Annotated in this window: 22 protein-coding genes; 11 read left to right on the top strand and 11 right to left on the bottom strand. The window is 37.3% G+C overall.

Annotation, left to right across the window (positions count from 1 at the left end):
* On the bottom strand, positions 1-2,680 hold a 2,680-nt coding region (locus BW951_RS19425), incomplete at its 3' end, for a hypothetical protein (RefSeq protein WP_139326216.1).
* A gap of 5 nt (positions 2,681-2,685) precedes the next feature.
* The gene (locus BW951_RS19420) at positions 2,686-4,305 is read right to left on the bottom strand and encodes a T9SS type A sorting domain-containing protein (RefSeq protein WP_076395822.1); all 1,620 of its coding nucleotides are present in this window, start codon (positions 4,303-4,305) and stop codon (positions 2,686-2,688) included.
* Between the two features lie 919 nt (positions 4,306-5,224).
* Between BW951_RS19420 and BW951_RS19410 the strand changes: the two genes are divergently transcribed.
* Genes BW951_RS19410 through BW951_RS19395 form a run of 4 tightly spaced genes read left to right on the top strand, consistent with a single transcriptional unit; the run spans position 5,225 to position 8,478 of the window.
* On the top strand, positions 5,225-5,851 hold the full coding sequence (locus BW951_RS19410) for an NUDIX hydrolase (protein ID WP_076395818.1): 627 nt from the start codon (positions 5,225-5,227) through the stop codon (positions 5,849-5,851).
* Between the two features lie 27 nt (positions 5,852-5,878).
* On the top strand, positions 5,879-6,685 hold the full coding sequence (locus tag BW951_RS19405) for a lysophospholipid acyltransferase family protein (protein WP_076395816.1): 807 nt from the start codon (positions 5,879-5,881) through the stop codon (positions 6,683-6,685).
* A gap of 11 nt (positions 6,686-6,696) precedes the next feature.
* The gene (locus BW951_RS19400; RefSeq protein ID WP_076395814.1) at positions 6,697-7,134 is read left to right on the top strand and encodes a hypothetical protein; all 438 of its coding nucleotides are present in this window, start codon (positions 6,697-6,699) and stop codon (positions 7,132-7,134) included.
* A gap of 6 nt (positions 7,135-7,140) precedes the next feature.
* A complete protein-coding gene (locus tag BW951_RS19395) occupies positions 7,141-8,478 on the top strand; it encodes a UDP-N-acetylmuramate--L-alanine ligase (RefSeq protein WP_076395812.1) in 1,338 nt (445 codons plus the stop codon).
* Between the two features lie 216 nt (positions 8,479-8,694).
* Here BW951_RS19395 and BW951_RS19390 read toward each other — a convergent pair whose 3' ends face one another.
* From BW951_RS19390 to BW951_RS19370, 5 genes are all read right to left on the bottom strand, one after another.
* A complete protein-coding gene (locus BW951_RS19390) occupies positions 8,695-9,141 on the bottom strand; it encodes a lipocalin family protein (RefSeq protein ID WP_076395810.1) in 447 nt (148 codons plus the stop codon).
* A 107-nt stretch (positions 9,142-9,248) separates the two neighbouring features.
* On the bottom strand, positions 9,249-9,518 hold the full coding sequence (locus BW951_RS19385) for a RebB family R body protein (protein WP_076395808.1): 270 nt from the start codon (positions 9,516-9,518) through the stop codon (positions 9,249-9,251).
* 336 nt (positions 9,519-9,854) lie between these two features.
* Positions 9,855-10,730 (bottom strand): aldo/keto reductase, encoded by an 876-nt coding sequence (locus tag BW951_RS19380; RefSeq protein ID WP_076395806.1) that lies wholly within the window; start codon positions 10,728-10,730, stop codon positions 9,855-9,857.
* A gap of 91 nt (positions 10,731-10,821) precedes the next feature.
* Positions 10,822-11,337: a GNAT family N-acetyltransferase gene (locus BW951_RS19375; RefSeq protein ID WP_076395804.1), complete on the bottom strand. Its 516-nt coding sequence runs from the start codon at positions 11,335-11,337 to the stop codon at positions 10,822-10,824.
* Between the two features lie 10 nt (positions 11,338-11,347).
* Positions 11,348-12,256 carry a LysR family transcriptional regulator gene (locus BW951_RS19370; protein ID WP_076395802.1) on the bottom strand — a complete coding sequence of 303 codons (909 nt, stop codon included), beginning with the start codon at positions 12,254-12,256 and terminating at the stop codon, positions 11,348-11,350.
* A gap of 225 nt (positions 12,257-12,481) precedes the next feature.
* Here BW951_RS19370 and BW951_RS19365 point away from each other — a divergent pair, with 225 nt between their 5' ends.
* The 3 genes from BW951_RS19365 to BW951_RS19355 are packed head-to-tail and all read left to right on the top strand — an operon-like array spanning position 12,482 to position 14,187.
* Positions 12,482-13,096, top strand: a complete 615-nt coding sequence (locus BW951_RS19365; RefSeq protein ID WP_076395800.1) for an NAD(P)H-dependent oxidoreductase — start codon at positions 12,482-12,484, stop codon at positions 13,094-13,096.
* Complete coding sequence (locus BW951_RS19360; RefSeq protein ID WP_076395798.1) at positions 13,096-13,383, top strand: putative quinol monooxygenase; 288 nt, start codon at positions 13,096-13,098, stop codon at positions 13,381-13,383. The genes BW951_RS19365 and BW951_RS19360 overlap by 1 nt, the downstream gene beginning before the upstream one ends.
* 51 nt (positions 13,384-13,434) lie before the next feature.
* The gene (locus tag BW951_RS19355; protein ID WP_175608850.1) at positions 13,435-14,187 is read left to right on the top strand and encodes a type 1 glutamine amidotransferase domain-containing protein; all 753 of its coding nucleotides are present in this window, start codon (positions 13,435-13,437) and stop codon (positions 14,185-14,187) included.
* A 279-nt stretch (positions 14,188-14,466) separates the two neighbouring features.
* On the opposite strand, the gene BW951_RS19350 is transcribed toward BW951_RS19355, so the two are convergent.
* Positions 14,467-14,910: a carboxymuconolactone decarboxylase family protein gene (locus BW951_RS19350; RefSeq protein WP_076395796.1), complete on the bottom strand. Its 444-nt coding sequence runs from the start codon at positions 14,908-14,910 to the stop codon at positions 14,467-14,469.
* A gap of 65 nt (positions 14,911-14,975) precedes the next feature.
* Positions 14,976-15,548, bottom strand: coding sequence for a Crp/Fnr family transcriptional regulator (locus BW951_RS19345; RefSeq protein WP_076395794.1), 573 nt, complete (start codon positions 15,546-15,548; stop codon positions 14,976-14,978).
* A gap of 68 nt (positions 15,549-15,616) precedes the next feature.
* Here BW951_RS19345 and BW951_RS19340 point away from each other — a divergent pair, with 68 nt between their 5' ends.
* Positions 15,617-15,982 carry a DUF1304 domain-containing protein gene (locus BW951_RS19340; protein ID WP_076395792.1) on the top strand — a complete coding sequence of 122 codons (366 nt, stop codon included), beginning with the start codon at positions 15,617-15,619 and terminating at the stop codon, positions 15,980-15,982.
* A gap of 400 nt (positions 15,983-16,382) precedes the next feature.
* Here BW951_RS19340 and BW951_RS19335 read toward each other — a convergent pair whose 3' ends face one another.
* Positions 16,383-16,838, bottom strand: coding sequence for a thiol:disulfide interchange protein (locus BW951_RS19335; protein ID WP_228427573.1), 456 nt, complete (start codon positions 16,836-16,838; stop codon positions 16,383-16,385).
* A 378-nt stretch (positions 16,839-17,216) separates the two neighbouring features.
* Complete coding sequence (locus BW951_RS19330) at positions 17,217-19,286, bottom strand: TonB-dependent receptor plug domain-containing protein (protein ID WP_084196493.1); 2,070 nt, start codon at positions 19,284-19,286, stop codon at positions 17,217-17,219.
* A 122-nt stretch (positions 19,287-19,408) separates the two neighbouring features.
* On the opposite strand from BW951_RS19330, the gene BW951_RS19325 reads away from it, so the two are divergent.
* From BW951_RS19325 to BW951_RS19315, 3 genes are all read left to right on the top strand, one after another.
* Positions 19,409-20,596, top strand: coding sequence for a homogentisate 1,2-dioxygenase (locus tag BW951_RS19325; protein WP_076395788.1), 1,188 nt, complete (start codon positions 19,409-19,411; stop codon positions 20,594-20,596).
* 196 nt (positions 20,597-20,792) lie between these two features.
* Positions 20,793-22,067, top strand: coding sequence for an acetyl-CoA hydrolase/transferase family protein (locus BW951_RS19320; RefSeq protein ID WP_076395786.1), 1,275 nt, complete (start codon positions 20,793-20,795; stop codon positions 22,065-22,067).
* Positions 22,068-22,202: 135 nt separating this feature from the next.
* Positions 22,203-22,982 (top strand): hypothetical protein, encoded by a 780-nt coding sequence (locus BW951_RS19315; RefSeq protein ID WP_076395784.1) that lies wholly within the window; start codon positions 22,203-22,205, stop codon positions 22,980-22,982.
* Positions 22,983-23,145: the final 163 nt, after the last annotated feature.

Here is a 23,145-nt window from a genome sequence, read left to right as displayed (position 1 = left end):
TTTGCGTAACGGTGGTTTCCAATGGAATGCCGATCATGTTTTTACTGATCAATAACTGGTTGTTTTTTTCGTGGGCGTACTGGTAATTTGTCTCTTGTACAGAGCCATCGGAGGTAGTGATACTTTTGGTAAGTAAATTTCCTGTGTTCGAAGAATTATAATTAAGATTTGTAACTTGAGTGATATAACTTTGATTGAATCTCATACTATCTGTTATTTTAGTTGGCATATAGTTTATAGATTCATGCTTACTATTATAAGGCTGATTGAAAGTATACTTAGGCATTCCAGGTCCACCCGGTCTAAACTCAGAGATCTGCTTTACTGCAGTGCCGTACACAATACTTTTAGAATTATTTATTCTGGTAGATTTGTTTTGAGTAGTCTTTTTAAGAAAATTATTATCATTAGCTGCATATTCTATTTCATTTTTTAACATTCCAATTGAAAGATTATCATTATAACGAGTATCTAACAATCCAACAGGGGGATAGTATTCTGAAACGGTACTTCCTTTGGAATTATTATTACTATCTAATAATTCTTTTCTTACACTTTGATATAGAACGGGACTTCCCCTGTAAGGAGATAGAGGATAAATACTATTGTAACTATAGTATCTTGCAAAATAATAAACAGGAGAAAAACCAGACCCTGATTCACTGTTACCTGCTCCTGCCCCTGGTGATCCTGTTTCAGTGTAACTTGAAAAAAGGCCAGAAGAAAATTGAGGATTCTGAAGTAATATGCCCGTACTTTTATTATTACTTGTGTAATTATACTTAATTGTGGTACATATTCCATTAAAATCGCAATTTTGTGTTTGTTTTACTCTAATACCTCCAATTGGCTGGTCATATTCAGGTAAGAAATTTTTAATGGTAGCCGAAATTTTCGCAGTGCACCCACGGTCAGAATATGATTTTACATGATACGTACCATTTGACAAATATACGCTCTTCGTTGTGGTACGGACTAATGGGGATGGCTGCCATGTATTAGTGGGTTGTGGATCTGACCAAAGCCATGTTTTACTATCTTTAAAAAGATTAACTGTGGGGGCTCCGTCTTTATATATGGTGGTCTCTGCAGTTCTGATTTCATCAGATACTGGATAATTAGGGTCATTATTTAAGAATGATGTCACCTTAACTTCAACTGAAGAATCAGGAAATCTGTTTATTGTAAAGGTATTATCAACAGTTTCTCCTACGGCTTTTGATGTTGAAGCGGCTCCAGTGTAATATACCCCTTCAGTTTCATAAGGCAAATTAGTCTCACCCTCCAAACGAACAATATTAGGTTCGTATGTTATTACGGAATATCCTTTAGTAGGATAGGTGATTTTGGTAAGGGAGCCTATTTTTGTATCATTAAAATTGGGTTTCATGCTGGGTCTGTCAAATGGATCTGTACTGTTTGTTACCGCTTGAACTCCACTATTATAATATCCCCATAAATCTTTTTTAAGAACGATACTATTTGTATTTATTGGAGTAGGCATAGGAGTAAGTGTTTGAGATGGGTAATTGGAAGCCATGTCATATTCCATTTGAGCCAATGAAATCCCATTATGGGTTACTTGCTGAAGATTCCTCCTCCTCCAAACCCAGTCAGAATAGGCAAATTCAAACTGATCTGTAATTTTTTGTGCAGTATTCTTAATTTTTATATTGGAAATAATTGCTACTCCTGTTTCATTAGGATGCTTATTATAGCTAATTTCTATAGTAGAGTTGCTGGTAGTAATTTTAGTTAGCAAAGGGGTTTTTATCCCATTGGAAGAATAACTATTTATATTTCTGTTTGTGTCAATTACTCCTGTCCAACTATGTGATTCAAGTACTTTTGTTTGGGATACACTGGCTTCTAATAATTCTCCTGTATTATCCCCATATTCAAATATAATTTTATTTGAAGAGTCCGGAAAACTAATCTCTGTAATAAGATAGGAGGCTACATAATCGGGATAATCAAGTTCTGGAGCATAAGTATGTCCTGTAGCCAGTGTCGAGAATTTGTAAATAATTCCCTTATCATCTACTACTTTAAAACTAGTTCCTTCAATTGCAATAACCTGATAATTTTCATTCCTAATAAATACGGGATTATTATTTTTATCTAAATAAAAGCTGGCATTTATATTCCCAATATTCATAGTGTATTTATCTGTCTCTCCATCAATTGTACCATTGAGCAATCCCATCAGAATTAAGTAGTTTGGGCTAGAAAGCATTACATCATACCCTGTATCATAAGGTGCTCTATGATTTACAAAATCATCAATTTTTGATTTATCTGTCTGATAGTGCTCATCATTAAGTGCTTTTATGTTATGCAAGATTTGCCCACCAATATTAAATGTCCAACCTACTCCAGCATATCCTGGGGTTTCATCCAGCAATAATCCTGAATAATTGTAAGAAAGATTTACAGGCATAGTTAATGTCCCTTCTTTAATTTCAAATAAAGGAATTGTGTAGTTTATTCTACCTGTTGATATATCTATTGGTATTTCTGACACTTTTGCCATTGCCATTGCTTGAGGAGAACTTCCGAAAATTTTAGGCACATATTGATTATCTATTTTGGTTATATTAGGATTCTGTGCAAACATATTTATTCCAAAAATTGAGGAACAAATCCAAATCCATAAAAATATTTTATTTATTTTTCTCATTTGTCTTATTTTTTAATCAATTTGGCATTCGCCGTTTTGTCATTGGTTTTCACCACCACCAGATACGCCCCCTGAATCAAAGGCTGGGTATTGATTTTGGTGATCTTGTTTTTTGTTTTTACCGTTTCAAGCTTTCTTCCGCCCATGTCATACACCGCGATTTCACCTTCAAACGCTCCTTCTCTCAAACCATCAAACCCAAGCTCCACATACACATAATCCGTTACCGGGTTCGGGTAGATCTTAATATCCTGCTTTTCGATCAGCTGGTCAACCTGTTTATCCCCCAGCTTCACGATCTTCCAGTTTTCTTTTCCCAGTTCCTCTGCGCTGGTTCCTGCGAGTACAATCGATCCGTCACGGTTCAGCTTAATATCAGATAACCGTTCCTCTTTTTTTTGGGATTCTCCTTTCACGTGCTTTCTCCACTGCTCATTTCCGTTCTGGTCAAGATACAGCATCCAGAAAGTCTCATCATCATTTTCAATCCTGCCTTCCGCCTGTGTGTAACCGCCTAAGAGAATTCCCTTAGACTTCCCGCCTCCGTCTTCCTGCTTCCCGGCAATGACGCTCATTCCCATCAGAACATCCCTGTTCTTGAAATTGTAGGATTTCTGCCAAATTTCTTCGCCTCTTTCATCAATGGAGAGTAACCAAAGGTCTGTACCCTCTTCAATACCAACGGATTTATTTCCCGATCTTTCCGATCTGGATTCCCCACTGATCAGGTAGCCGGTTGAAGTCAGCGCAAGTGTTCTTACATGATCGTCGCCTTTACCCCCGAAATTCTTTTCCCATTCTACTTTTCCTTCTTTCGAAAGTTTCACGATCCAGTAATCGCCTTCACCAAAATTGTTGCTTGTTTTTGGTTGATAGTTGATGGTTTTACTACTTACAGCCTCCGTCTTCCCGCTTCCTGCCAAAGCTGCGCTTCTGGAATAGATCCCTAACAAAGCTCCACCGTCTTTGGTGGGAATCATCTTTTCCACTTCATCAAGACCTTTTCCGCCTAAAACTAATTGGGATAATTCCTTCCCGCTTTTATCCAGTCTTACTACCAAAACATCTTTGGAACCGTAGCCTTTTGATGAGTTCTGCACATTACCCGCAATAAAGAATCCAAAATCTGTTGTCTGGATCACCGCTCTTGCTTCTTCATCCGAAGTTCCGCCAATTGTTTTCTGCCATAATTCATCGCCAAATTCGTTGATTCTGATCAGCCAAAAATCGCTGCCGCCTTTGGAATCGTCCTTTTTATCTAGCCCTTTTCCTGAATAGCTGGAACCCGCCAGAAGAAACCCGCCTTCCTGAGTGTTAACCGTTGCCGATAAAAAATCGTGGTTCTTCCCAGAGAAATATTTTTCCCAAACCTCTTCGCCCTGCTGGTTGAGTTTTACCAGATGGAAATCGTAGCCGTTGTTCTGCTTTTGGTTACCAGTTGTTGGTTGACTGTTGTCAGAATGGATGCTGCTTCCGGTAATTAAATACTGCTGATCGATGGTTGTGGTGACCTGTGAAAGAAAGTCCTGCGTAGAAGACCGGATGTCTTTCTGCCAGACTACTTCCTGGGCGGAAACGCCCAGAATGCTGCACAGAGTGAACACACTCATGCTGAGTTTTTTCATACTTAGTGTAATTTTAACGTTATTGTAAAGGTGAAATTAAGAAAGGGAATGCTTAGAAAAATAAGGAAACCCGCATTCTTAAAGAATTGATCCTGAATTTGACAGAACCTGTCCGAAATTTATTTGTTTTAATCATGGCTATTGTTTTTTTATGAGCTTTTAACAGCTTGTTTTTATTAATTTTTTGTTCAGAATAATAAAAATAAACTCCTGTCTTTTTTACTTTTCTGCAAAATTACAAAGCATTAACGACAAAACATGTCGTTTTATTTTAAAGGATGCAATTTTTTTCAAAAAGGTTGGAAATCATGGTGATATTTTTTAAAGTGTATGTTTTAATGTGCTCTTCGGCTCCGCTCAGCGCACGGTGGAGGGTTTGGTTTACAATGCTGTGTTTAAAATGGAATAGCACTGAAGTACGCTGAGCGGAGCCGAAGCGTACAATTAAAGAAATACGGTAATCAAAATTCTTCCGAAATTCTTCGACTGTTGTTCGGTATTCCTTCGGAAAAAATCCCATTTTTCCGAAGCCGATCCGAAGAAGACCCGAACATGATCCGAAGAAATGGGTTTTCAAACCGGTCAAAACCAGTCAAAAGCAGTCAAAACCGGTCAAAACCGGTCAGAATTTTTTATGATGGTGGAAAATGGACATTTCTGTGATAATTTTAACCCGTTCATCAAAAAACATCCTTCAAAAACAAGCAAAAAACAGATTTCATAAATTCAGTCATTCAAACAAATCAGCCAAGCAGTACGCTTCGGCTCCGCTCAGCGTACAACCAACAACCATCAACCATCAATCATCAATCATCAATCATCAACCATCAACAAACAGCCAACCACCACTCTCCCATTTTTACCATTAATTAACATTCTCCGCTCTTCCTTTCTTCAAAAGAAATGATTAAATTTGAGAATGAGTTTTGGAAAAGATTTATTAAAGAAAATAAAAACTGCGGAATTGCCGGGAATCTATGCGCACGGTGTTTTCTCGCCTCCTTCCCGCCCTGTTTTTACGTATGAAGAGGTTTTGGAAAAAAATCCAAAGTTTGCTGCCGTAAATATTGTTTTGTACCTGAAAAACGATGAGTGGCATTTCCCTTTAATCCAGAGAACCATTAATGAGCACGACCGTCACAGCGGACAGATCTCTTTACCGGGCGGAAAGCGCGAAGAAACGGATGAGGATTTTGCAGAAACTGCCGTGCGGGAAACTTCAGAGGAAATCGGCATCGAGAAACATTATGTACGGATGATTCGCGAAATGTCGCCGATCTACATTCCGCCCAGCAATTTTTATGTTTATCCTTATATTTCATACACCAGAAAGAATCCTGAATTTATTCTGCAGCAGAGTGAAGCGGTGGAAGTGATCGAATTTCCGATCACCTGTTTTCTCAATCTTCCGGATGAGCCGGACATGATGGTTTTACCGAGCACGGCAGGAAATGAAGTTCCGGTGATTAATTTCAACGGATATATTATCTGGGGCGCTACTGCAATGATCCTTAGCGAATTCAGCCAGTTGCTGAAAAAAATGTAACTTTGCAATACCGTGTTTAATTGAGAGATGGCGAAGAAAAACATTTTCACCGACGCGTTCGGAACTCCTTATTTTTTAAAAAGGCTGATTATTTTTATTTTAGGAATTGTATCTTACAGAAGATTCAACGGCTTTAATAAACTGAAAATCACCGGTACTGAGTATCTTGTGGATCTTCCGGATTCCAATGTGCTGTTTGTATCCAACCATCAGACGTACTTTGCAGATGTGGCAGCGATGTATCATGCATTCTGCTCGGTAAACAATGGGTATTTAAACACCATTAAGAACCCGATCTATCTTCTAAACCCTAAAATTGATTTTTACTATGTAGCTGCGGAAGAAACCATGAATAAAGGGATTCTTCCTAAAATCTTTAAGATTGCAGGAGCAGTAACGGTAAAAAGAACGTGGAGAGCAGAAGGTAAAAACGTCAACCGAATGGTAGACATGAGTGAGGTCGATAATATCATGAAAGCCCTGGATAACGGTTGGGTAGCTACTTTTCCTCAGGGAACCACGGCAGCGTTTGCACAGGGAAGAAGGGGTACGGCAAAACTGGTAAAAAACCAACGTCCGATTGTTATTCCTATTAAAATCAACGGATTCAGAAGGGCTTTCGATAAAAAGGGACTTCGTGTAAAAGTTACGGGCGTAAAACCAACGATGGAATTTAAAGCGCCTCTTGATATAGATTACGATAAAGAAAATGCGCAGCAGATTCTGCATAAAATCATGACAGCGATTGAGCAGACGGAGGATTTCAATGTTCTGCACAGTTATGATGAAGAATTAAAAGCTAAAAAATCAGAGCAAAAAGAGTCAGATAATTAAAGTATAAAATGATGAAAAGAATATTAGGAATTTTATTCGCGATCATAGTATTAGTATCCTGCAACAGCCAGAAAGTGTATTCGGATTTCGACATCAGCTATTCGAAAAGCGGAGGATTTGCACCGATATATGAAAATCTTCTGATTAAAGGAAATACTGCCCATTATTCTTTCGAAGGACAGGGTAAAAAATACAGGCAGGATTTTAAAATTACAGACGAAGATCTTAAAAAGCTGGATAATACACTTTCCCAGAATAATTTCAGAAGAATACAGGAAGACCACCAGAAAATTTATGACGGGATTGCCACGACGATCAACATAAAAAAAGGTCCGAATGAAGGCAGCAAAACCGATGCAAGCTCGGTAATGCCGAATTACAAAACAAACTGGACGAACATTACCAATGCTTTTCAGGAGATCATTAATACTAATGTAAAAAAACCGTAAATACAGTTGAAAACCCATTTCATCGCGATCGGCGGAAGTGCGATGCACAATCTTGCCATTGCATTAAAAGATAAAGGATATCTTGTAACAGGTTCGGATGATGCGATCTTTGAACCTTCGAAATCACGTTTGGAAAAGAAAGGAATTCTTCCCGAAGAAATGGGATGGTTTCCGGAAAAGATTACTTCGGATATCGATGCCGTTATTCTCGGAATGCACGCGCATCAGGACAATCCGGAACTGGCGAAAGCCAAAGAGCTTGGACTGAAAATCTATTCGTATCCCGAATTTCTGTACGAACAGTCTAAAGATAAAACAAGAGTGGTTATTGCCGGTTCGCACGGAAAAACAACGATTACTTCCATGATCCTTCATGTGCTGAATTTCCATCAGAAAGAGGTGGACTTCATGGTGGGAGCACAACTGGAAGGTTTCGACTGTATGGTGAAACTTAGCGAAGACAACGATTTTATGGTGTTGGAAGGGGATGAATATCTTTCCTCTCCTATTGATCTCCGTTCGAAATTTTTGCTCTATCAGCCGAATATTGCTTTGCTGAGCGGAATTGCATGGGATCACATCAACGTTTTCAAAACGTTTGATGATTATGTGGTGCAGTTCAGAAAATTTGTGGCAAGCATTACGGCAGGCGGTGTTCTGGTATACAATGAAGAAGATGCCGAAGTGGTAAAAGTGGTGGAAAGTGCTGAAAATTATTTCAGAAAAATTCCTTACAAAACCCCTGAATACGAAATTGTAAACAGAAAAGTTCACCTGAAAACAGAAATGGGTGATGTTCCGCTTTCGGTTTTTGGCGCACACAATTTATTAAATCTTGAAGGGGCAAGACACATCTGCCATACTCTGGGAATTATGGATGAAGATTTCTATGAAGCCATTATGAGCTTTAAAGGAGCCTCAAAACGTCTTGAAAAGGTAGAAAGAGAAGACAACGGAACATTGTATAAAGATTTTGCACATGCGCCGAGTAAGGTAAAGGCAGCCGTAAAAGCATTCTGTGAGCAGTTTAAAAACGAAAAGAAATACGGTTTTCTTGAGCTTCATACGTATTCCAGCTTAAATCCTGTGTTTCTGGAGCAGTATGATCACGCAATGGACGGACTGGATGAAGCGATTGTTTTCTATTCTGAAGATGCCCTGAAAATCAAAAGAATGGAGCCGATTTCACCGGAACTGATTAAAGAAAAGTTTAAGAATGAAAATTTAAAAGTGTTCACCAACGCGGAAGAACTTCATGCGTACTGGAACACACTGGATAAAACAGACGGCGTTTATCTCATGATGAGCTCCGGAAATTTCGGAGGTCTTGATCTTACGAAATAACTGTACAGAATATAAAAAACAAACTCCTTTCAGACCGAAAGGAGTTTTTTATTTTATTAACTTACCCCTTTTTACTCATAAAGGCTTCGACAGGCTCAGCCTGACAATATTTAAATATTGCGGTTAGTATTCGGGATGTCACTCTGAGCTTGTCGAAGGGACCCTATTATAAAACCGCCCGCTCATTATTGTTCTCTAATATTAAGTAAAATTATTTTATTTGATTCTTTTATAAAAACGTCTCAATACATCTTTCGCTCCGTCGCCGTCGAAATCCTGAGTGCGGTCTTCTACCACCATATCAGATTCATTAAGCTTTGTGATGTAGTACGGATACTTTTCCTGCCCTTCAAACCAGAATGTACTGTTTGTTTTATCTAACGTATATTTTTGGCTTACAGCATTTCCTTTTTCGCAGGTATTGTTGTTCTGGGCAAAAGAAATGGAGAAAAGATGGGTAGAAGTAAATTCGTGGGTACTCATTTTCTGACATTCCGTTGAAAAAGAAACCAGAACCTGCTGATTTAAAGATTTGTAAATCTCGGTTTTTTCGACATACCATGTTCCGATAATGGAAGATTTATTGTCTGTGTTCTGATCTTCATCACTTCCGGTACAGGAAATAACAGAGAGCAGCATAAAGGATAAAATTATTTTGTTCATGAAATTATACAATACTTATAAGTCAGCAAAAATAAAATAAATTCACTGCTTTAATTCTGATTCCGGTAAGATATTCAATTTTATTGTCTCTGAAAATTTTTGAATATTCAGACACCGCCATTTAGTATTTTTGAAGCAGCAATGCCGTCTGCAGCGGTATCGATGCTGTAAATCTGCATTACACCTTGTGTCGTAGCAGCCTGAGCCAATATATTCTGCTGATTCTGAGCGCTTACTGCATTCTGAAAAAGTATGCCTGTAGAATGTGCCATAGCCTGATAAAGATTTCCCATTGCCATTGCAGGAGCCTCTCCTAAAACTTTTACATTAGCCTGAGTCACCGCATCGGTGATCTGATCATTAACTTTTGTATCCATAATTTTAGTTTTTAAGTATCATCGTAAAGTTAAATGATATTTTTTAATAAAAAAAGAAGCAATAATAATTTACTGCTTCTTTATATTTAAAACATATTTAAACTAATTTCAGAATTAACCGCAAAAGGGACAAAAGATAATGTTAAAGCGAATTTCCAGAATAATCAAAGCGCTCAAAAGAATAAAAATCAAAGATTTTTAAAAACTATGGTGAGCTTTTTCATTGATAATGATCACCTTTAAATAAAAAATTTAGTACATCTTTTGTGACTTTTGTGGTTAAATAAAAGTTTAAACAGACTTTTAATGAAAACTATTTAAATGAAATTCCAGATCTTAAATATCCGCTACCGATTTCAGCATTTTCTGCTCCCATTCCGGATCTTTCGGATCGAAGAATAATCTTTTTCCGGTGTCTAAAGAACGAACGACGTTCATTTCATCTTCGGCTAATTCAAAATCAAAAACATTAAAGTTTTCTTCAATTCTGGAAGGGGTAACCGATTTAGGAATCACGCAGAATCCTTCCTGTAAGTGCCATCTTAAAATTACCTGCGCCACCGTTTTACCGTATTTCTCGCCGATTGATTTAAGATCCTGATGATCCAGTAATCCTGCGTTTCCGTTTCCAAGTGGACTCCAAGGCTGCGTGATGATCTTATTTTCCCTGTTGTACACCTGAAGTTCTTTCTGCTGGAAAATCGGGTGCAGCTCGATCTGGTTGATGACAGGAAGTACCGTTGCATCAGCTTTTAATTCCTCCATTTTATCTTCAGGGAAATTACAAACCCCTATTGCTTTTATTTTCCCTTCATGATACAGTTCTTCCATCGCTTTCCATGCTCCTTTAAAATCAGAATACGGCCAGTGAATAAGATACATATCCAGATAATCTAGCTGTAGCCTGTCTAAAGTTCTCTGAAAAGCCCCTTTTGCCTGCTCATAAGAAGTATCCTGAACCCAAAGTTTTGAAGTAATGAATAATTCTTCACGGTCTGTTCCACTATTTTTAATCGCATTTCCTACTGCGGTTTCATTCTGGTAAATGGAAGCCGTATCGATCATTCTGTAGCCGGTTTCAATGGCCTTGATCACCGCATTTTCACATTCCTGCATATCTTCCATCTGCCAAACCCCGAATCCTAAAGCCGGAATATCCACTCCGTTGTTCAATGTAATTACAGGCTGCCCTGTGTATGTTTTCTGTTGCATACTTTTTATTTTATCTATTTAATTGTTAATTGTTGATTGTTAATTGTTGATTGTTGATTGTTAACCTTTTTAATTTTCATTTGAACTATCATTAGATTTTTAATCTGGCAGGTTCGATCTTATACCTCAAACCTTGATGACCATCAAAATCGAATTCTCTATCGTAAACAAGTCCTAATTTTTCTAAAACCTTTATAGAAGCAATATTTTCAGCCATAACTCTTCCTACAATTTTACTCAGATGAAATTCATTAAAGCCATATTCTAAACATGCTTTTGCACTTTCTGTTGCAAATCCTTTGTTCCAGTATTCTTCAAAGAAACGAAAACCGATATCCGTTTCATCCGTTTCCTTACTGTATTTCAGACCACACCATCCTAAAAACTTTTCTGTAGCTTTTTCAATTACTGCCCATCTTCCAAAACCATTTTCATCATAATCTCTGTAGCTCAACAAAAAATCTCTGGCTTTTTCCACGTTCTCAAAAGGCAAGTTTCCTGTATATTTAATAACATTGGGATTATTATTAAGATCATAAAAACTTAGTGCATCATTTGAATTTAATTCACGTAAAATAAGCCTTTCTGTTTCAAGAATTTTTTTCATAATTAAATGTTTATATGTCTTCTTTCCCCATCATCTTCCTGAAAAGTTCTTTGATGTGATCGATCTCCGTCTGATAATTCGTTTTCTTCCGGCATCCGAAATGCAGCGTGTTTTTTAATGGTTTTTCACCTTCCCAGATCAGTTGCACTTCTCCGTTTTCAATTTCCTTTTTGCATAGAAAATCAGGAACCACTGCCAAACCTGTTCCGCCTTTCAGACAACGCACAATTGAATTCAGGTTCGGAACGATATAATTGGGACGGAAGTTCGGTTTATGCCCGAAATTCAGAATCCAGAACTGAAAAAGATGCTCCATATCTCCTGCTGTACCGTACCATTTTTCGTTTTTCAGCCATTCTTCCGCGTGTTCGATTCCCTTTTCATTTAAAATAATTTCAAACTGCTCTTTATCAACATCTTTTCCTCCTACAAGAATGATCTGTTCGGAAGAAAATGCTTCATGCTCAATATTCGGCGAAACTCCTTTTTTTGGAGTAATTATTAAATCTAAAATTCCTTTATCTAATTGATCAAGCATTTCGCGGTATTCCCCGAAACTGATGATCAGGTTGAACGGCAGACTCGAAACGTACTGCTCCAGTGTTGTCTGAAAGGTTTCAAAACACATGCCGACACTGATGGTAGGTGTGAGTTTCTCCGTCGATTTCTGAAAGTTTTTCTCCACCTCTTCCAGTTTTGACAAAGGTTCGGTAATCGCATTATATAAGACCTTTCCTCTTTCCGTCGGAATCATTCTCCGCCCTGTTCTGTCGAATAACTTATATCCGACATACGCTTCAAGCGAACTGAGATGCAGACTTACGCCCGGTTGCGAAATAAAAAGTGTATCCGCAGCTTCGGTAAGCGTTCCTGTTTTATAGATTGCCTTAAAAGTTCTGTACCATTCTAAATTAACCATAGGTATTACTTTTATGATGCAAATGTACCCAAATAATCATGATTATAATATTTTCAGCATCAATGAAAGCGATAAAGGCGGTCTATATTTAAATTAAAATACTGATTAACAAACCAATACATTAGCTATCATTTAAATAATACTTAGTTATGATTTTTATTATTTTTCTTATAGCAATTTAGCCAATACCTTTGTCCCTGTAAAATTTAAACAATCATAAAAGCAATGAAAAAAGTATTAATTATCAACGGAGGACAGAATTTCGGACATTCCGGAGGAAAATATAACCAGACTATCGCAGAGAACACACTGGAAGTGCTTAAAAACTTTGAAAATGTAGAAGTAAAAATCACCAACGTAGATGAAGGGTATGATAAAAATGAAGAAGTGGCAAAATTTGTATGGGCAGATTACATCATTTACCACACTCCGATCTGGTGGTTCCAGTTACCAAACGGTCTTAAAAAATATATCGATGAAGTCTTCACCGCAGGACACGCCAAAGGAATTTATATGAACGACGGAAGAAGCGCCGATAATCCGCAGATCAATTACGGAACTGGAGGAATGCTTGGCGGAAGAAAATATATGGTTACTACAAGCTGGAATGCGCCTGCAACCGCATTTACGCTTCCCGGAGAATTTTTTAAGGAGACCAGTGTAGACAATGGACCGTTATTTGGATTCCACCGTATGAATGCTTTCGTTTCTCTTGAAAAATTAGAAAGCTTCCATTTTCACGACGTCGAAAAAAATGCTGATGTAGAAAGAGATATGAAGCTGTACAGAGAACATCTTACCGAAGTTTTTGAAAAAGAATTAAAACCCCAGTTGGCGTAATGAAGATTTATTTAACAGCAGTTATTAAAGCCAAAGAAGAATACAGAGCAGAAGTTTTGGAAGTTCTTCAGAATATGGTAAAAGAGACCGTGAAAGAGGAAGCCAACGAACTTTATACGCTTCACCAGGGAATTGAAGATAAAAACCAGTTTGTATTTTATGAAATCTGGAAAAACGAGGAAGGTTTAGCACAACATAACGAGCAGCCTTACATCAAAGCTTTCGGAGAACTGGTGGATGAAAAGCTTCAGGAGCAACCACAGATTTATTTAACAGAAATAATTTAAAATACATTAAATAACTGAATTTCAACAGTCTATTTAACAGTAAATATCAACATGAAAAAATTAACATTACTCGTCCTTGCCATCTTTATGGCAGGACTTATACAGGCACAAACCAAAAAATATAAAAATATGGATAAGAAAATTTTATTCGTCATTACCAGTCATGGGACAAAAGGCGACACCGGTGAAAAAACAGGATATTATCTGGGTGAAGTAGCTCATCCGTGGGAAGTTCTTCACAAAGCAGGATATGAAATCGATTTTGTAAGTCCGAAAGGCGGAACTTCTCCGGTAGACGGATTCGATCTGAAAGATCCTGTAAACAAAGAATTCTGGGAAAACGAAAAGTATAAGAACAAGATCGATCATTCCATGAAACCATCGGAAGTGAATCCTGAAGAATATAAAGCGATATTTTATGCGGGAGGTCACGGTGCGATGTGGGATTTTGCAGACAATACCGAACTGGCTTCCATCGCTTCACAGATTTATGAAAAAGGCGGTGTGGTTGCGGCAGTCTGCCACGGTCCGGCTGGTTTGGTCAACATCAAACTGAATAACGGAAAATATCTGGTTGACGGTAAAAAGATCAATTCTTTCACCAATGAGGAAGAAGCTGAAGTGAAATTAACCCACGTGGTTCCTTTCCTTCTGGAAGATAAGCTGAAAGAAAGAGGCGCAAAATTTGAGAAATCCGGACTTTGGCAGGTTCACGCAGTGAGCGACCAAAGGGTAATTACCGGACAGAATCCTCAGTCTGCAAAAAGTGTAGGCGAAGAAATTCTAAAGGAATTGAAAAAATAAATAGACTCGTTTAAACTAATTTCAGAATAAACCGCAAAAGGGACAAAAGATAATGATAAAGCGAATTTTCAGAATAATCAAAGTGCTCAAAAGAATAAAAATCAAAGATTTTTAAAAACTATTGTGACTTTTTTTATTTATAATCATCAACTTTAAATAAAAGTTTAGTTGATCTTTTTTGATTTTTGCGGTTAAATAAAAAATTTAAACAGATTTAATAATGAAAAGAGCTTTTCAGATATGGAAAGCTCTTTTGTGTTTACCTTTTGTATTAAAAATCTATTTCCCGATCGGCATATGCGTTGAAATTGCAATTCTGTTCCACATATTAATGACAATACCTGCCATAATGATATCTGAAATCTGGGTTTCATCAAAAAGTCCTTTTGCCTTCTGATAGGTTACTTCGGTTAATCCTTTCTGGCTGATTAACGTAATTTCTTCCGCAATCATCAGAATAACCTGCTCTTCCTCCGTATAAAGTTCTTTTGCATCTCTCCAAGCATTCAGCAGGAAAATTCTTTGCGGTGTTTCGCCGTACTTCAACGCATCTTTCGTATGCATATCCAGACAAAAAGCACATCCGTTGATCTGCGAAGCTCTGATTTTGATTAATTCTTTCTGAATCGGGCTTAAAAAGCTGTTCTGAAGAGAAGTTTCCATGCCTATTCCCGCTTTGTATGCGGCAGGATGAACGGTTGTCCAGTTGAATCTTGCACTCATAATATTTTGGTTTAAATTTCTGAGACAAAGTTCAGATTTGAAGTCTGTAAAAATCTTAAGCTGGTTTAAGAACGTAATTTCGCCCTGATTTCGCTTAAATATTCCGGAGTAAAACCCAAAAAAGAAGCCACTAAATATTGCGGAATTCTCTGGATAAACCACGGATATTGGGTACTGAAATGCACATACAGTTCTTCGCGTGAAAATTCGTAAAGATAGCGGATGCGTCTTTCTGAAGCGGCATATGCTCTCTGGTAAATCATCCTGAAATACCGCTCCATAACGGGATGTTTTTTCAGCAACTCCTCCTGGTCTTTTGAATCAATTTTTAAAATGTGTGATTTCTCAACCGACTGAATGGAAAAGTTCGAGACAGACTGTCTTTCATACGCAAAAGTATCGGTGATCCACCAGTTTTCAATCGCAAATTCCGTAGTCTGCTCCACTCCTTTTTCATTGATAAAAAATTTTCTCAGACAGCCTTTTACCACAAAATACATCGACCGGCAGATTTCTCCTTCGGTCATCAGATTCTGTTTCTTCTTACTATCCATCGGCTGAAAAAATGAAAGAATGGAAGAAAATTCATCATCGGTTAGCGAAATAAATTTTTCCAAATGCTGCCTGAAAGTTTCCATTTTTTTTGAAAATTGTATAACCAAACTTAACTTTATTTTTTTAGTTTTACAAAACAAAAACGTAAATTATGGAAATTGTAGCCAAAATACTCATCGCCGCTGTTGCCCTCGAACACCTTTATATTCTCTGGATGGAAATGTTTGCCTGGGAAACCAAAGGAAAAGAAGTTTTCAAAGCAGCCTTGCCTCCCGAAATGTTTAAACCTACCAAAGGTTTAGCCGCCAATCAGGGACTGTACAATGGTTTTCTTGCAGCCGGACTCATCTGGTCATTCTTCATCGAAGATCCGAAATGGCAGACCAATATCGCTTTATTTTTCTTAGGATGTGTTGCCGTAGCCGGAATTTACGGTGCTATTTCTGCCACGAAGAAAATATTTTTTGTTCAGGCGTTACCTGCAATTCTCGCAATTGCTGCGGTGCTTTTAAAATAAAAACCCCTCCCGCAGATTTCATAACCCTTCATCATTTTTGAAGTAAAAATTTCCTCTCCAATAAAATAGATGAGGAATATTTGTATTGGTAACCTTCTGCTGTACGCTGAGCGGAGCCGAAGCGTACCGTAAGAAGACACATCATTTACTTCCGATAAAATGAATGAAAAACATTTCTCTTGGTAACCTTCTGCTGTACGCTGAGCGGAGCCGAAGCGTACTGTAAGAAGACTCCTTATTTCCTCTCCAATAAAACATTTGTATTGGTAACCTTCGTACGCTGAGCGGAGCCGAAGCGTACAGTAAGAAGATATTTCTACAATAACCATATCGTACGCTTCGGCTCCGCTCAGCGTACGGTAAAAAATTCACAGCTTCCTATCAATATAATATAACAAAATCACTGTTCCAAAACCTCTTTGAGCTTCTTCTTTAATTTCTCAGGTTTAAACAATCCTTCATGATATTCAGCCAAATTTCCATATTTATCCAGAATAATCCACAAAGGATAAACCGGCTGACTTTTATTTTTCGATAAAGCCAGAGCCAGCTCATGAATCCCTGAAATTCCGTTAGACAGATAATGATATTCTTTTCCTAAAAAACGGATGTTCTCTTTTGTTTTTTCGGCTTCAAAATTAATAATATAAAAATGCTGATTGATGAGTTCAACCAGTTCTTTATCCTTATTTAAATTGAATTTCTCGATTTTACAGACACTGCACCAATCTGTATAAAGATGAATAATGATTGGTTTCGGATCTTCCTTCTGCTGAATTTCCAAATCCGAAAAAGTGCCTGTTTTCATCTGCGAAAGACAAAAACACGGCACCAACATTAAAAATAAAAATTTCATTACATTTTTCATTTTATATATTCTTCGACCGCAAAAGGGGCAAAAGATTTTAAGCCTTTTAGAAAAACAAAACTATTCAGAATCTGTTTAAATATAATGGAAAAACACTAAGGCGCAAGATTTGATAAAAGTTCTATTCTTTTAAGACGCAAGGAAAAAATCAAAGATTTTCTTTTCCAATGCTGATGATGAATTTTATCGCAGATAAAATCCTTGCACCTTAAAGCATACTATCTTAAACGACTTTGCGAAAATCCAACCTGAATTCATAGTTACTTTTTTTTAGTAAGCTCTAAGTTTAAAAACTATTGAATTTTGTAAACTTTTGAAGCTTTTTTTTACCATTATTTTTTTATCTTTTGCGTTAAAAACTCACAACTATTTTAAAGTATATTTCACACCCAAAAAGCCTCTTATTTTCTGCATCGGCGCATATCCGTACGTCGTATCAAAAGTATAATGATAAGGATTACTTACCGGATCATTTACATTTTTATCAAACGGATCAAAAGGCCGCATCAAAGGATCTTTCGGAGTAAAATTGAATAAATTTTTAATTCCGCCATACACTTCAAATCTCGATTTAAAACTCTTTGAAATCTGAATATTCGCCAAAGTATACAACGGAGAATATTCCGGCCGGTAATCATTCGGTAAAACCGGCAGCCGCATCGGTCCGTAAAACTGTCCTGTAAAATCGATTGTCAGATTATTCTTAAACCTATAACTCAGATTATAAGTTCCGCTCCATTTCGGGGCATGAAGCTGCTGCGATTTTTCATTTTCCCCATCAAACTTCTGATAAACATCCAGATACGTCACTCCCAGATTAACGCTCAGAGGAAAATCAAAGGTATAATCCAGATTTAAAGAAACTCCTCTCGAAATTCCGTACCCCTGAAGATTATCATAAATAATTTTCGCAGGATTGGTATCAAAATCTCCGACAATTTTGTTGCTGAAATACGTATAAAATGCAGAAGCATCCAAATTAATCAACTGATCTCCAGCAGGAATTTTCCAGACATAGTTTATATTTCCGTTAATGGATTTTTCCGGCTTTAAATTCGACTGAATCACCACTTCACGCGAACCCGTTAATGCAGCATGATCTTCGGTAAACAAATTCACCACACGGAAACCCGTCCCAAAATTGAATCGTACAGTATGATAAGGATTCGGTGAAAATTTCCATGCAAAACGTGGAGAATGTACGGCATGATGAATTTTGTCATAATCCAATCTGTAACCCAGCAACAACGTATTTTTCTCATTAATTTCCCACTGATCCTGAATAAAAGCTCCAAAAATCGGCGATCTCATCGGTTCGTTGGTTAATCCGTCTGCAGACAATGTTCCGGGCGTATTGTCATCATAGTACGTCTTTTTAAATGTAACCCCCAGAATCAAATCATGATTTCCGAATTTTTTGTCCCAATACGTCTGGGTAAAAGCCACTTTCTGATTCGCCAGAAAAGGATTATTGCCATAAAAAGAATTCTGGTCATGAAAATTATAAGAAAACTGAGTTATAATATTCTCTTTCAAAGACCATTGATAAACCCCGAAAACTTCTACCCTATTTGTATAAATACTCTCTCCGTACACTTCACTGCTTCCCCGATACGATCTATTCCACTGCATTTCTCCGCCAAAACGGTCTTCATATAAATATCTCAGAGCAAAAATCCCCAATCGGTTTTCCTTCCTGCGGAAATTCCATTTATTAAAAACTGAAATTCTGTTCTGCAAAGCTCCATCCGTAAAATTGTCTTTATTGTAATCGAATCTTTTTGTATAGTTGAAATAGTTCATGCTCAACAACGAAGCGACATTCTTTCCCAAATTAAATTTCGTGGAAAGGTCAATATTATTTTCACTCCATGTTGTCGTCATGAGATCGACACTTAATTTGGGTGCAGTCAAAGCATTTTTAGTAATGATATTGATGACACCGCCCATTGCTTCGGAGCCGTAAATAGAGGAAGCAGGACCTTTCACCACTTCAATCCTGTCAACCAGACTGTTCGGAATTCCGCTCAGTCCGTAAACGGTGGACAGCGAACTGACAATCGGCATTCCGTCAATCAAAATCATCGTATAAGGACCTTCCAGTCCGTTGATGTGAATATCTCCCGTATTGCAGACGGAACAATTCAATTGAGGTTTTACCCCATTCACCATAGAAATGGCTTCAAAAATGCTCGGAGTCGGGTTTTTCTGAAAAAATTTCTGCGAATAAATTTCAACATTTACAGGACTTTTCGATTTACTGATTGGTTTTATCGTTCCTGTAATCACCACATCATCAATATCTCTTGTTTTGATTTTTGGATTTGAAACTTTTGCAGAATCGTGCTCTTTCGACCCATTCAAAGTCAGACTGTCCGTTTCCTGTGAAAAGCAGAACCCCGGAAAGAAGATTGCAGAAAATAATATTCGCCTCATGAAATTATAATTGTTAGACAAAGCTAACAATTATTTTTTAATCACAAAACTCATCTGAAAAATATTATTAAATTGAATTCATGAAAAAGTGTTAAATTTGAGAATCAACATATAAAAGTAAAATGAGATATCATCAGTCGGGAAATATTCCCCAAAAAAGACACACGATTTTCAAATCTCCTGAAGATAAATTTTACTATGAACAGCTTTTCGGGACGGAAGGTTTTCATGGAATTTCTTCGTTATTGTACCATATTCACCGTCCGACACAGATAAAATCCATCGGTGAACCGAAAGATGTAGCCCCGAAAATTGCTGTTGAAAAAAATGTAACGCCAAGAATGTTTAAGGGAATGAACGTAACTCCCGAAGACGATTTTATGGACAGCCGTAAGTTCTTAATGGTGAACAACGACCTGAAAATGGGACTGTCGAAGCCAAGAAAATCAATGGATTATTTCTACAAAAATGCTGAGTGCGATGAGCTTTTATACGCTCACAGCGGAAACGGAATTTTAAAAACTTTTGTAGGAAATCTTGAATTTTCTGTGGGGGATTATTTAATTATTCCGAGAGGAACCATTTATCAGGTGGAACTGCATTCTGATGATACGGTTTTCTTCGTGGTAGAAAGCCACTCCCCGATTTATACGCCGAAAAGATACAGAAACGAATTCGGACAATTATTGGAACACTCTCCTTTCTGCGAAAGGGACATCATCACTCCTACTTTTGTGGAACCTAAAGACGAAAAGGGAGAATTTTTAATTAAAGTAAAAAAAGAAAACCAGATTACAGACTTCATCTACGCAACACATCCGTTTGATGTTGTGGGATGGGACGGTTATTTTTATCCTTATAAATTCAATATCAAAAATTTTGAGCCGATTACGGGAAGAATTCATCAACCGCCTCCGGTTCACCAGACTTTTGAAGCCCATAATTTTGTGGTTTGTTCGTTCTGTGCGAGAATGTATGATTATCATCCACAAGCCATTCCTGCTCCTTATAATCATTCGAATATCGATTCTGATGAGGTTTTATTCTATACGGAGGGCGATTTCATGAGCCGAAACCATATCGACTTAATGGATTTCACGCTTCACCCGGGAGGAATTGTTCACGGACCTCATCCGGGAGCAATGGAAAGGAGCATTGGTAAGAAATTCACGGAAGAATATGCTGTAATGGTAGATCCTTTCAGACCTTTAAAAATTACGGAAGAAGCTTTAAAAGTGGAAGACACATCATACAAAACCTCTTGGCTGGAAAACGAAGACAATCATCTTGAAGACCGTTCTCAGGAGTAATGAAGCTTTTGGCGACTGGCTTACGGCTTTTAGCACTGAAATTATTATCAAAATATATTGAGGACTGAATATTAATTTCAGTCCTTTTTTTGAATCAATTTAATTAAAACATGATAAAAATCTTCGAATAATAAGACTAAGTAAAAACAATATGAACTATCTTTAAGACTAAGAAAAATTCATAAAAAATTTCAATATGCATAATTACATCAGCGCAGAAGAAGCTATTTATACCATTAAAAGCGGAAACCGTGTTTTCTTTCACGGAAGCGCCTGTACTCCGAATTACTTAATTGATGAACTAGCGAGGCAATCCCACCGTTTGGATAATGTAGAAATGGTTTCTATTACCCAACAGGGAAATGTGGAAATTGCAAAACCTGAGTACAAAGACAAATTTTTCGTTAATTCTTTATTTGTTTCGTCTCCTGTACGCGATGCGGTGAATTCTGACAGAGGAGATTTTGTTCCCGTATTTCTAAGTGAGATTCCTATCCTTTTCAGAAAAAATATATTACCGCTTGATGTTGCTTTAATTACTGTTTCACCACCTGACAAACATGGTTTCTGTACACTGGGAACTTCCGTTGATGTTGCGAGAGCTGCGGTTGATACTGCAAAAATAATTGTCGCCGTAGTCAATCCTTTAATGCCGAGAACGCATGGTGACGGAATGATCCACATCAGCAGAATTCATAAGCTTGTATGGCATGAAGAAGAACTTCCAACCATAGATTACGGAGCAAAAGTAGGTCCGGAAGAAATGCTGGTCGGAAAAAATGTTGCCGAATTAATTGACGATAAATCCACCCTGCAAATGGGAATCGGAACCATTCCGGATGCGGTTTTGAAATGTCTTCATAATCATAAAGATCTGGGAGTACATACCGAAATGCTCAGTGACGGAGTAATTGATCTGATCCAGAATGATGTCATCAATAATAAATATAAAGGTTACAACGACAATAAAACCATTACCAGTTTCTGTTTCGGAACAAGAAAACTGTATGATTATGTAGACGATAATACGGTATTTTCTTTTGATGATGTAAGTACCGTGAATTTCCCGATCAATATCATGAGAAATAATAAAATGGTTGCCATCAATTCGGCGATTGAAATTGATCTTACAGGACAGGTTTGTGCAGATTCTATCGGAACGATGCAGTACAGCGGAATCGGCGGACAGATGGACTTTATGAGAGGAGCAGCATTAAGCGAAGACGGAAAACCGATCATTGCCATTACTTCGAGAACCAAAAAAGGAGTTTCCAGAATTGTTCCTTTCCTGAAACAGGGAGCCGGAGTGGTAACCACAAGAGGGCATATTCATTGGGTTGTAACGGAGTACGGTACTGCTTATCTTTACGGAAAAAATTTAAGACAGAGAGCTCAGGAATTAATCAGCATCGCGCATCCCGATGACAGGGAAATGTTGGAAAAAGCTGCTTATGAAAGGTTTAAGCAATAATTTTTTCAATATTTTACCAGATTTTCAGTTTCTATGTCCTTTCAAAAATGCACCTTCAATTTAACATAATGAAATAGTCGGAAAAATTCAGTTAAATGGCAGTATATTTGCTAAAGAGCTTTTAAAAACAGGACATTGAAAACGATATATAATTCGATAAGAGAAGAGGTTATAAAACATCCCAAAGTGAAAAATTCGGTTCTGGGAAATGTACAGGAATGGAAGCGAAGCCATTATATTATTCTTTCTGAAATCATTAAAGATGAACTTTCTGAGGCTGAAGAACTTAAAGGCGGAAAAAAGTTTGAAATTGGGAATACGATTTCCCATGTTACCCTTCAGCGTTTTTTTGAAAATGATTATCAGGACAAAACGCACAATGATCTCCGGTTTCTGAAAACACTGGATAAGATCTGTATTTTTCTGGGGTATAAAGATTTAAATGCCTACATCCAGTTTGTAAAGGAAAAAAGACAGGGGAATGAAGAAAACAACAACCAGAAGTTTTTCCAGATGGTGTATGATTACTGCGCTACCGTTTTTGAATTTTATAAACAGTTTCCGGATCATAAAACTGAACTCTTCAAAGATTTGGTTTTTAATGAATCTCCTTTTCTGGAAAGAGCATCGCACTTCAGCAAAGAATTGTGCGACAGGGATTTTCATCTGGTAACGAAAAATAACCGTTCGAATTATGAAGTATTCGATATCCATATCGTGACGGATGAACCGGACAAAAAAATTCTGGAATCTCAGGAATTCTGGAATCTTCTGTTCAAAGTAGGAACGGCAGGCGAAGAGCATTTTGTCAATCAACTGAATACCCAAATTTATTTCATCCGCAAAATAGACAATGTCTGGAAAATCTGGGATAATTATAATCCCGACGCAGGAAGATTAAACAATGTAAAATAAAGAAAGCCGCAGGGAAAACCTGTGGCTTCGTTTTTCGAAATATTTTTTTTTCATTTGTTAGCAATACAAATCTATAAACATTATTACCAAAACAATAAACTTAAGCATACTTAAATGAACTTTTCTTTACGATTATGTTAAATAAACCTAACGGGTGTTTGTT

This window comes from Chryseobacterium gambrini, from assembly GCF_900156825.1.
GTDB classification, from domain to species: domain Bacteria; phylum Bacteroidota; class Bacteroidia; order Flavobacteriales; family Weeksellaceae; genus Chryseobacterium; species Chryseobacterium gambrini.
The sequence above is the reverse complement of the archived record's forward strand: the minus strand, read 5'-3'. Positions and strand labels throughout refer to the sequence as shown.

Bases quoted from the DNA above. Each gene is read 5' to 3' on its own strand.
- BW951_RS19340 (WP_076395792.1), top strand. From the start codon at position 15,617: ATGGAAATTGTAGCCAAAATACTCATCGCCGCTGTTGCCCTCGAACAC.
- BW951_RS19365 (WP_076395800.1), top strand. From the start codon at position 12,482: ATGAAAAAAGTATTAATTATCAACGGAGGACAGAATTTCGGACATTCC.
- BW951_RS19345 (WP_076395794.1), bottom strand. From the start codon at position 15,548: ATGGAAACTTTCAGGCAGCATTTGGAAAAATTTATTTCGCTAACCGAT.
- BW951_RS19410 (WP_076395818.1), top strand. From the start codon at position 5,225: ATGAGTTTTGGAAAAGATTTATTAAAGAAAATAAAAACTGCGGAATTG.
- BW951_RS19330 (WP_084196493.1), bottom strand. From the start codon at position 19,286: ATGAGGCGAATATTATTTTCTGCAATCTTCTTTCCGGGGTTCTGCTTT.
- BW951_RS19355 (WP_175608850.1), top strand. From the start codon at position 13,435: ATGAAAAAATTAACATTACTCGTCCTTGCCATCTTTATGGCAGGACTT.
- BW951_RS19390 (WP_076395810.1), bottom strand. From the start codon at position 9,141: ATGAACAAAATAATTTTATCCTTTATGCTGCTCTCTGTTATTTCCTGT.
- BW951_RS19325 (WP_076395788.1), top strand. From the start codon at position 19,409: ATGAGATATCATCAGTCGGGAAATATTCCCCAAAAAAGACACACGATT.
- BW951_RS19335 (WP_228427573.1), bottom strand. From the start codon at position 16,838: ATGAAATTTTTATTTTTAATGTTGGTGCCGTGTTTTTGTCTTTCGCAG.
- BW951_RS19375 (WP_076395804.1), bottom strand. From the start codon at position 11,337: ATGAAAAAAATTCTTGAAACAGAAAGGCTTATTTTACGTGAATTAAAT.
- BW951_RS19405 (WP_076395816.1), top strand. From the start codon at position 5,879: ATGGCGAAGAAAAACATTTTCACCGACGCGTTCGGAACTCCTTATTTT.
- BW951_RS19320 (WP_076395786.1), top strand. From the start codon at position 20,793: ATGCATAATTACATCAGCGCAGAAGAAGCTATTTATACCATTAAAAGC.
- BW951_RS19380 (WP_076395806.1), bottom strand. From the start codon at position 10,730: ATGCAACAGAAAACATACACAGGGCAGCCTGTAATTACATTGAACAAC.
- BW951_RS19400 (WP_076395814.1), top strand. From the start codon at position 6,697: ATGAAAAGAATATTAGGAATTTTATTCGCGATCATAGTATTAGTATCC.
- BW951_RS19360 (WP_076395798.1), top strand. From the start codon at position 13,096: ATGAAGATTTATTTAACAGCAGTTATTAAAGCCAAAGAAGAATACAGA.
- BW951_RS19420 (WP_076395822.1), bottom strand. From the start codon at position 4,305: ATGAAAAAACTCAGCATGAGTGTGTTCACTCTGTGCAGCATTCTGGGC.
- BW951_RS19385 (WP_076395808.1), bottom strand. From the start codon at position 9,518: ATGGATACAAAAGTTAATGATCAGATCACCGATGCGGTGACTCAGGCT.
- BW951_RS19370 (WP_076395802.1), bottom strand. From the start codon at position 12,256: ATGGTTAATTTAGAATGGTACAGAACTTTTAAGGCAATCTATAAAACA.
- BW951_RS19350 (WP_076395796.1), bottom strand. From the start codon at position 14,910: ATGAGTGCAAGATTCAACTGGACAACCGTTCATCCTGCCGCATACAAA.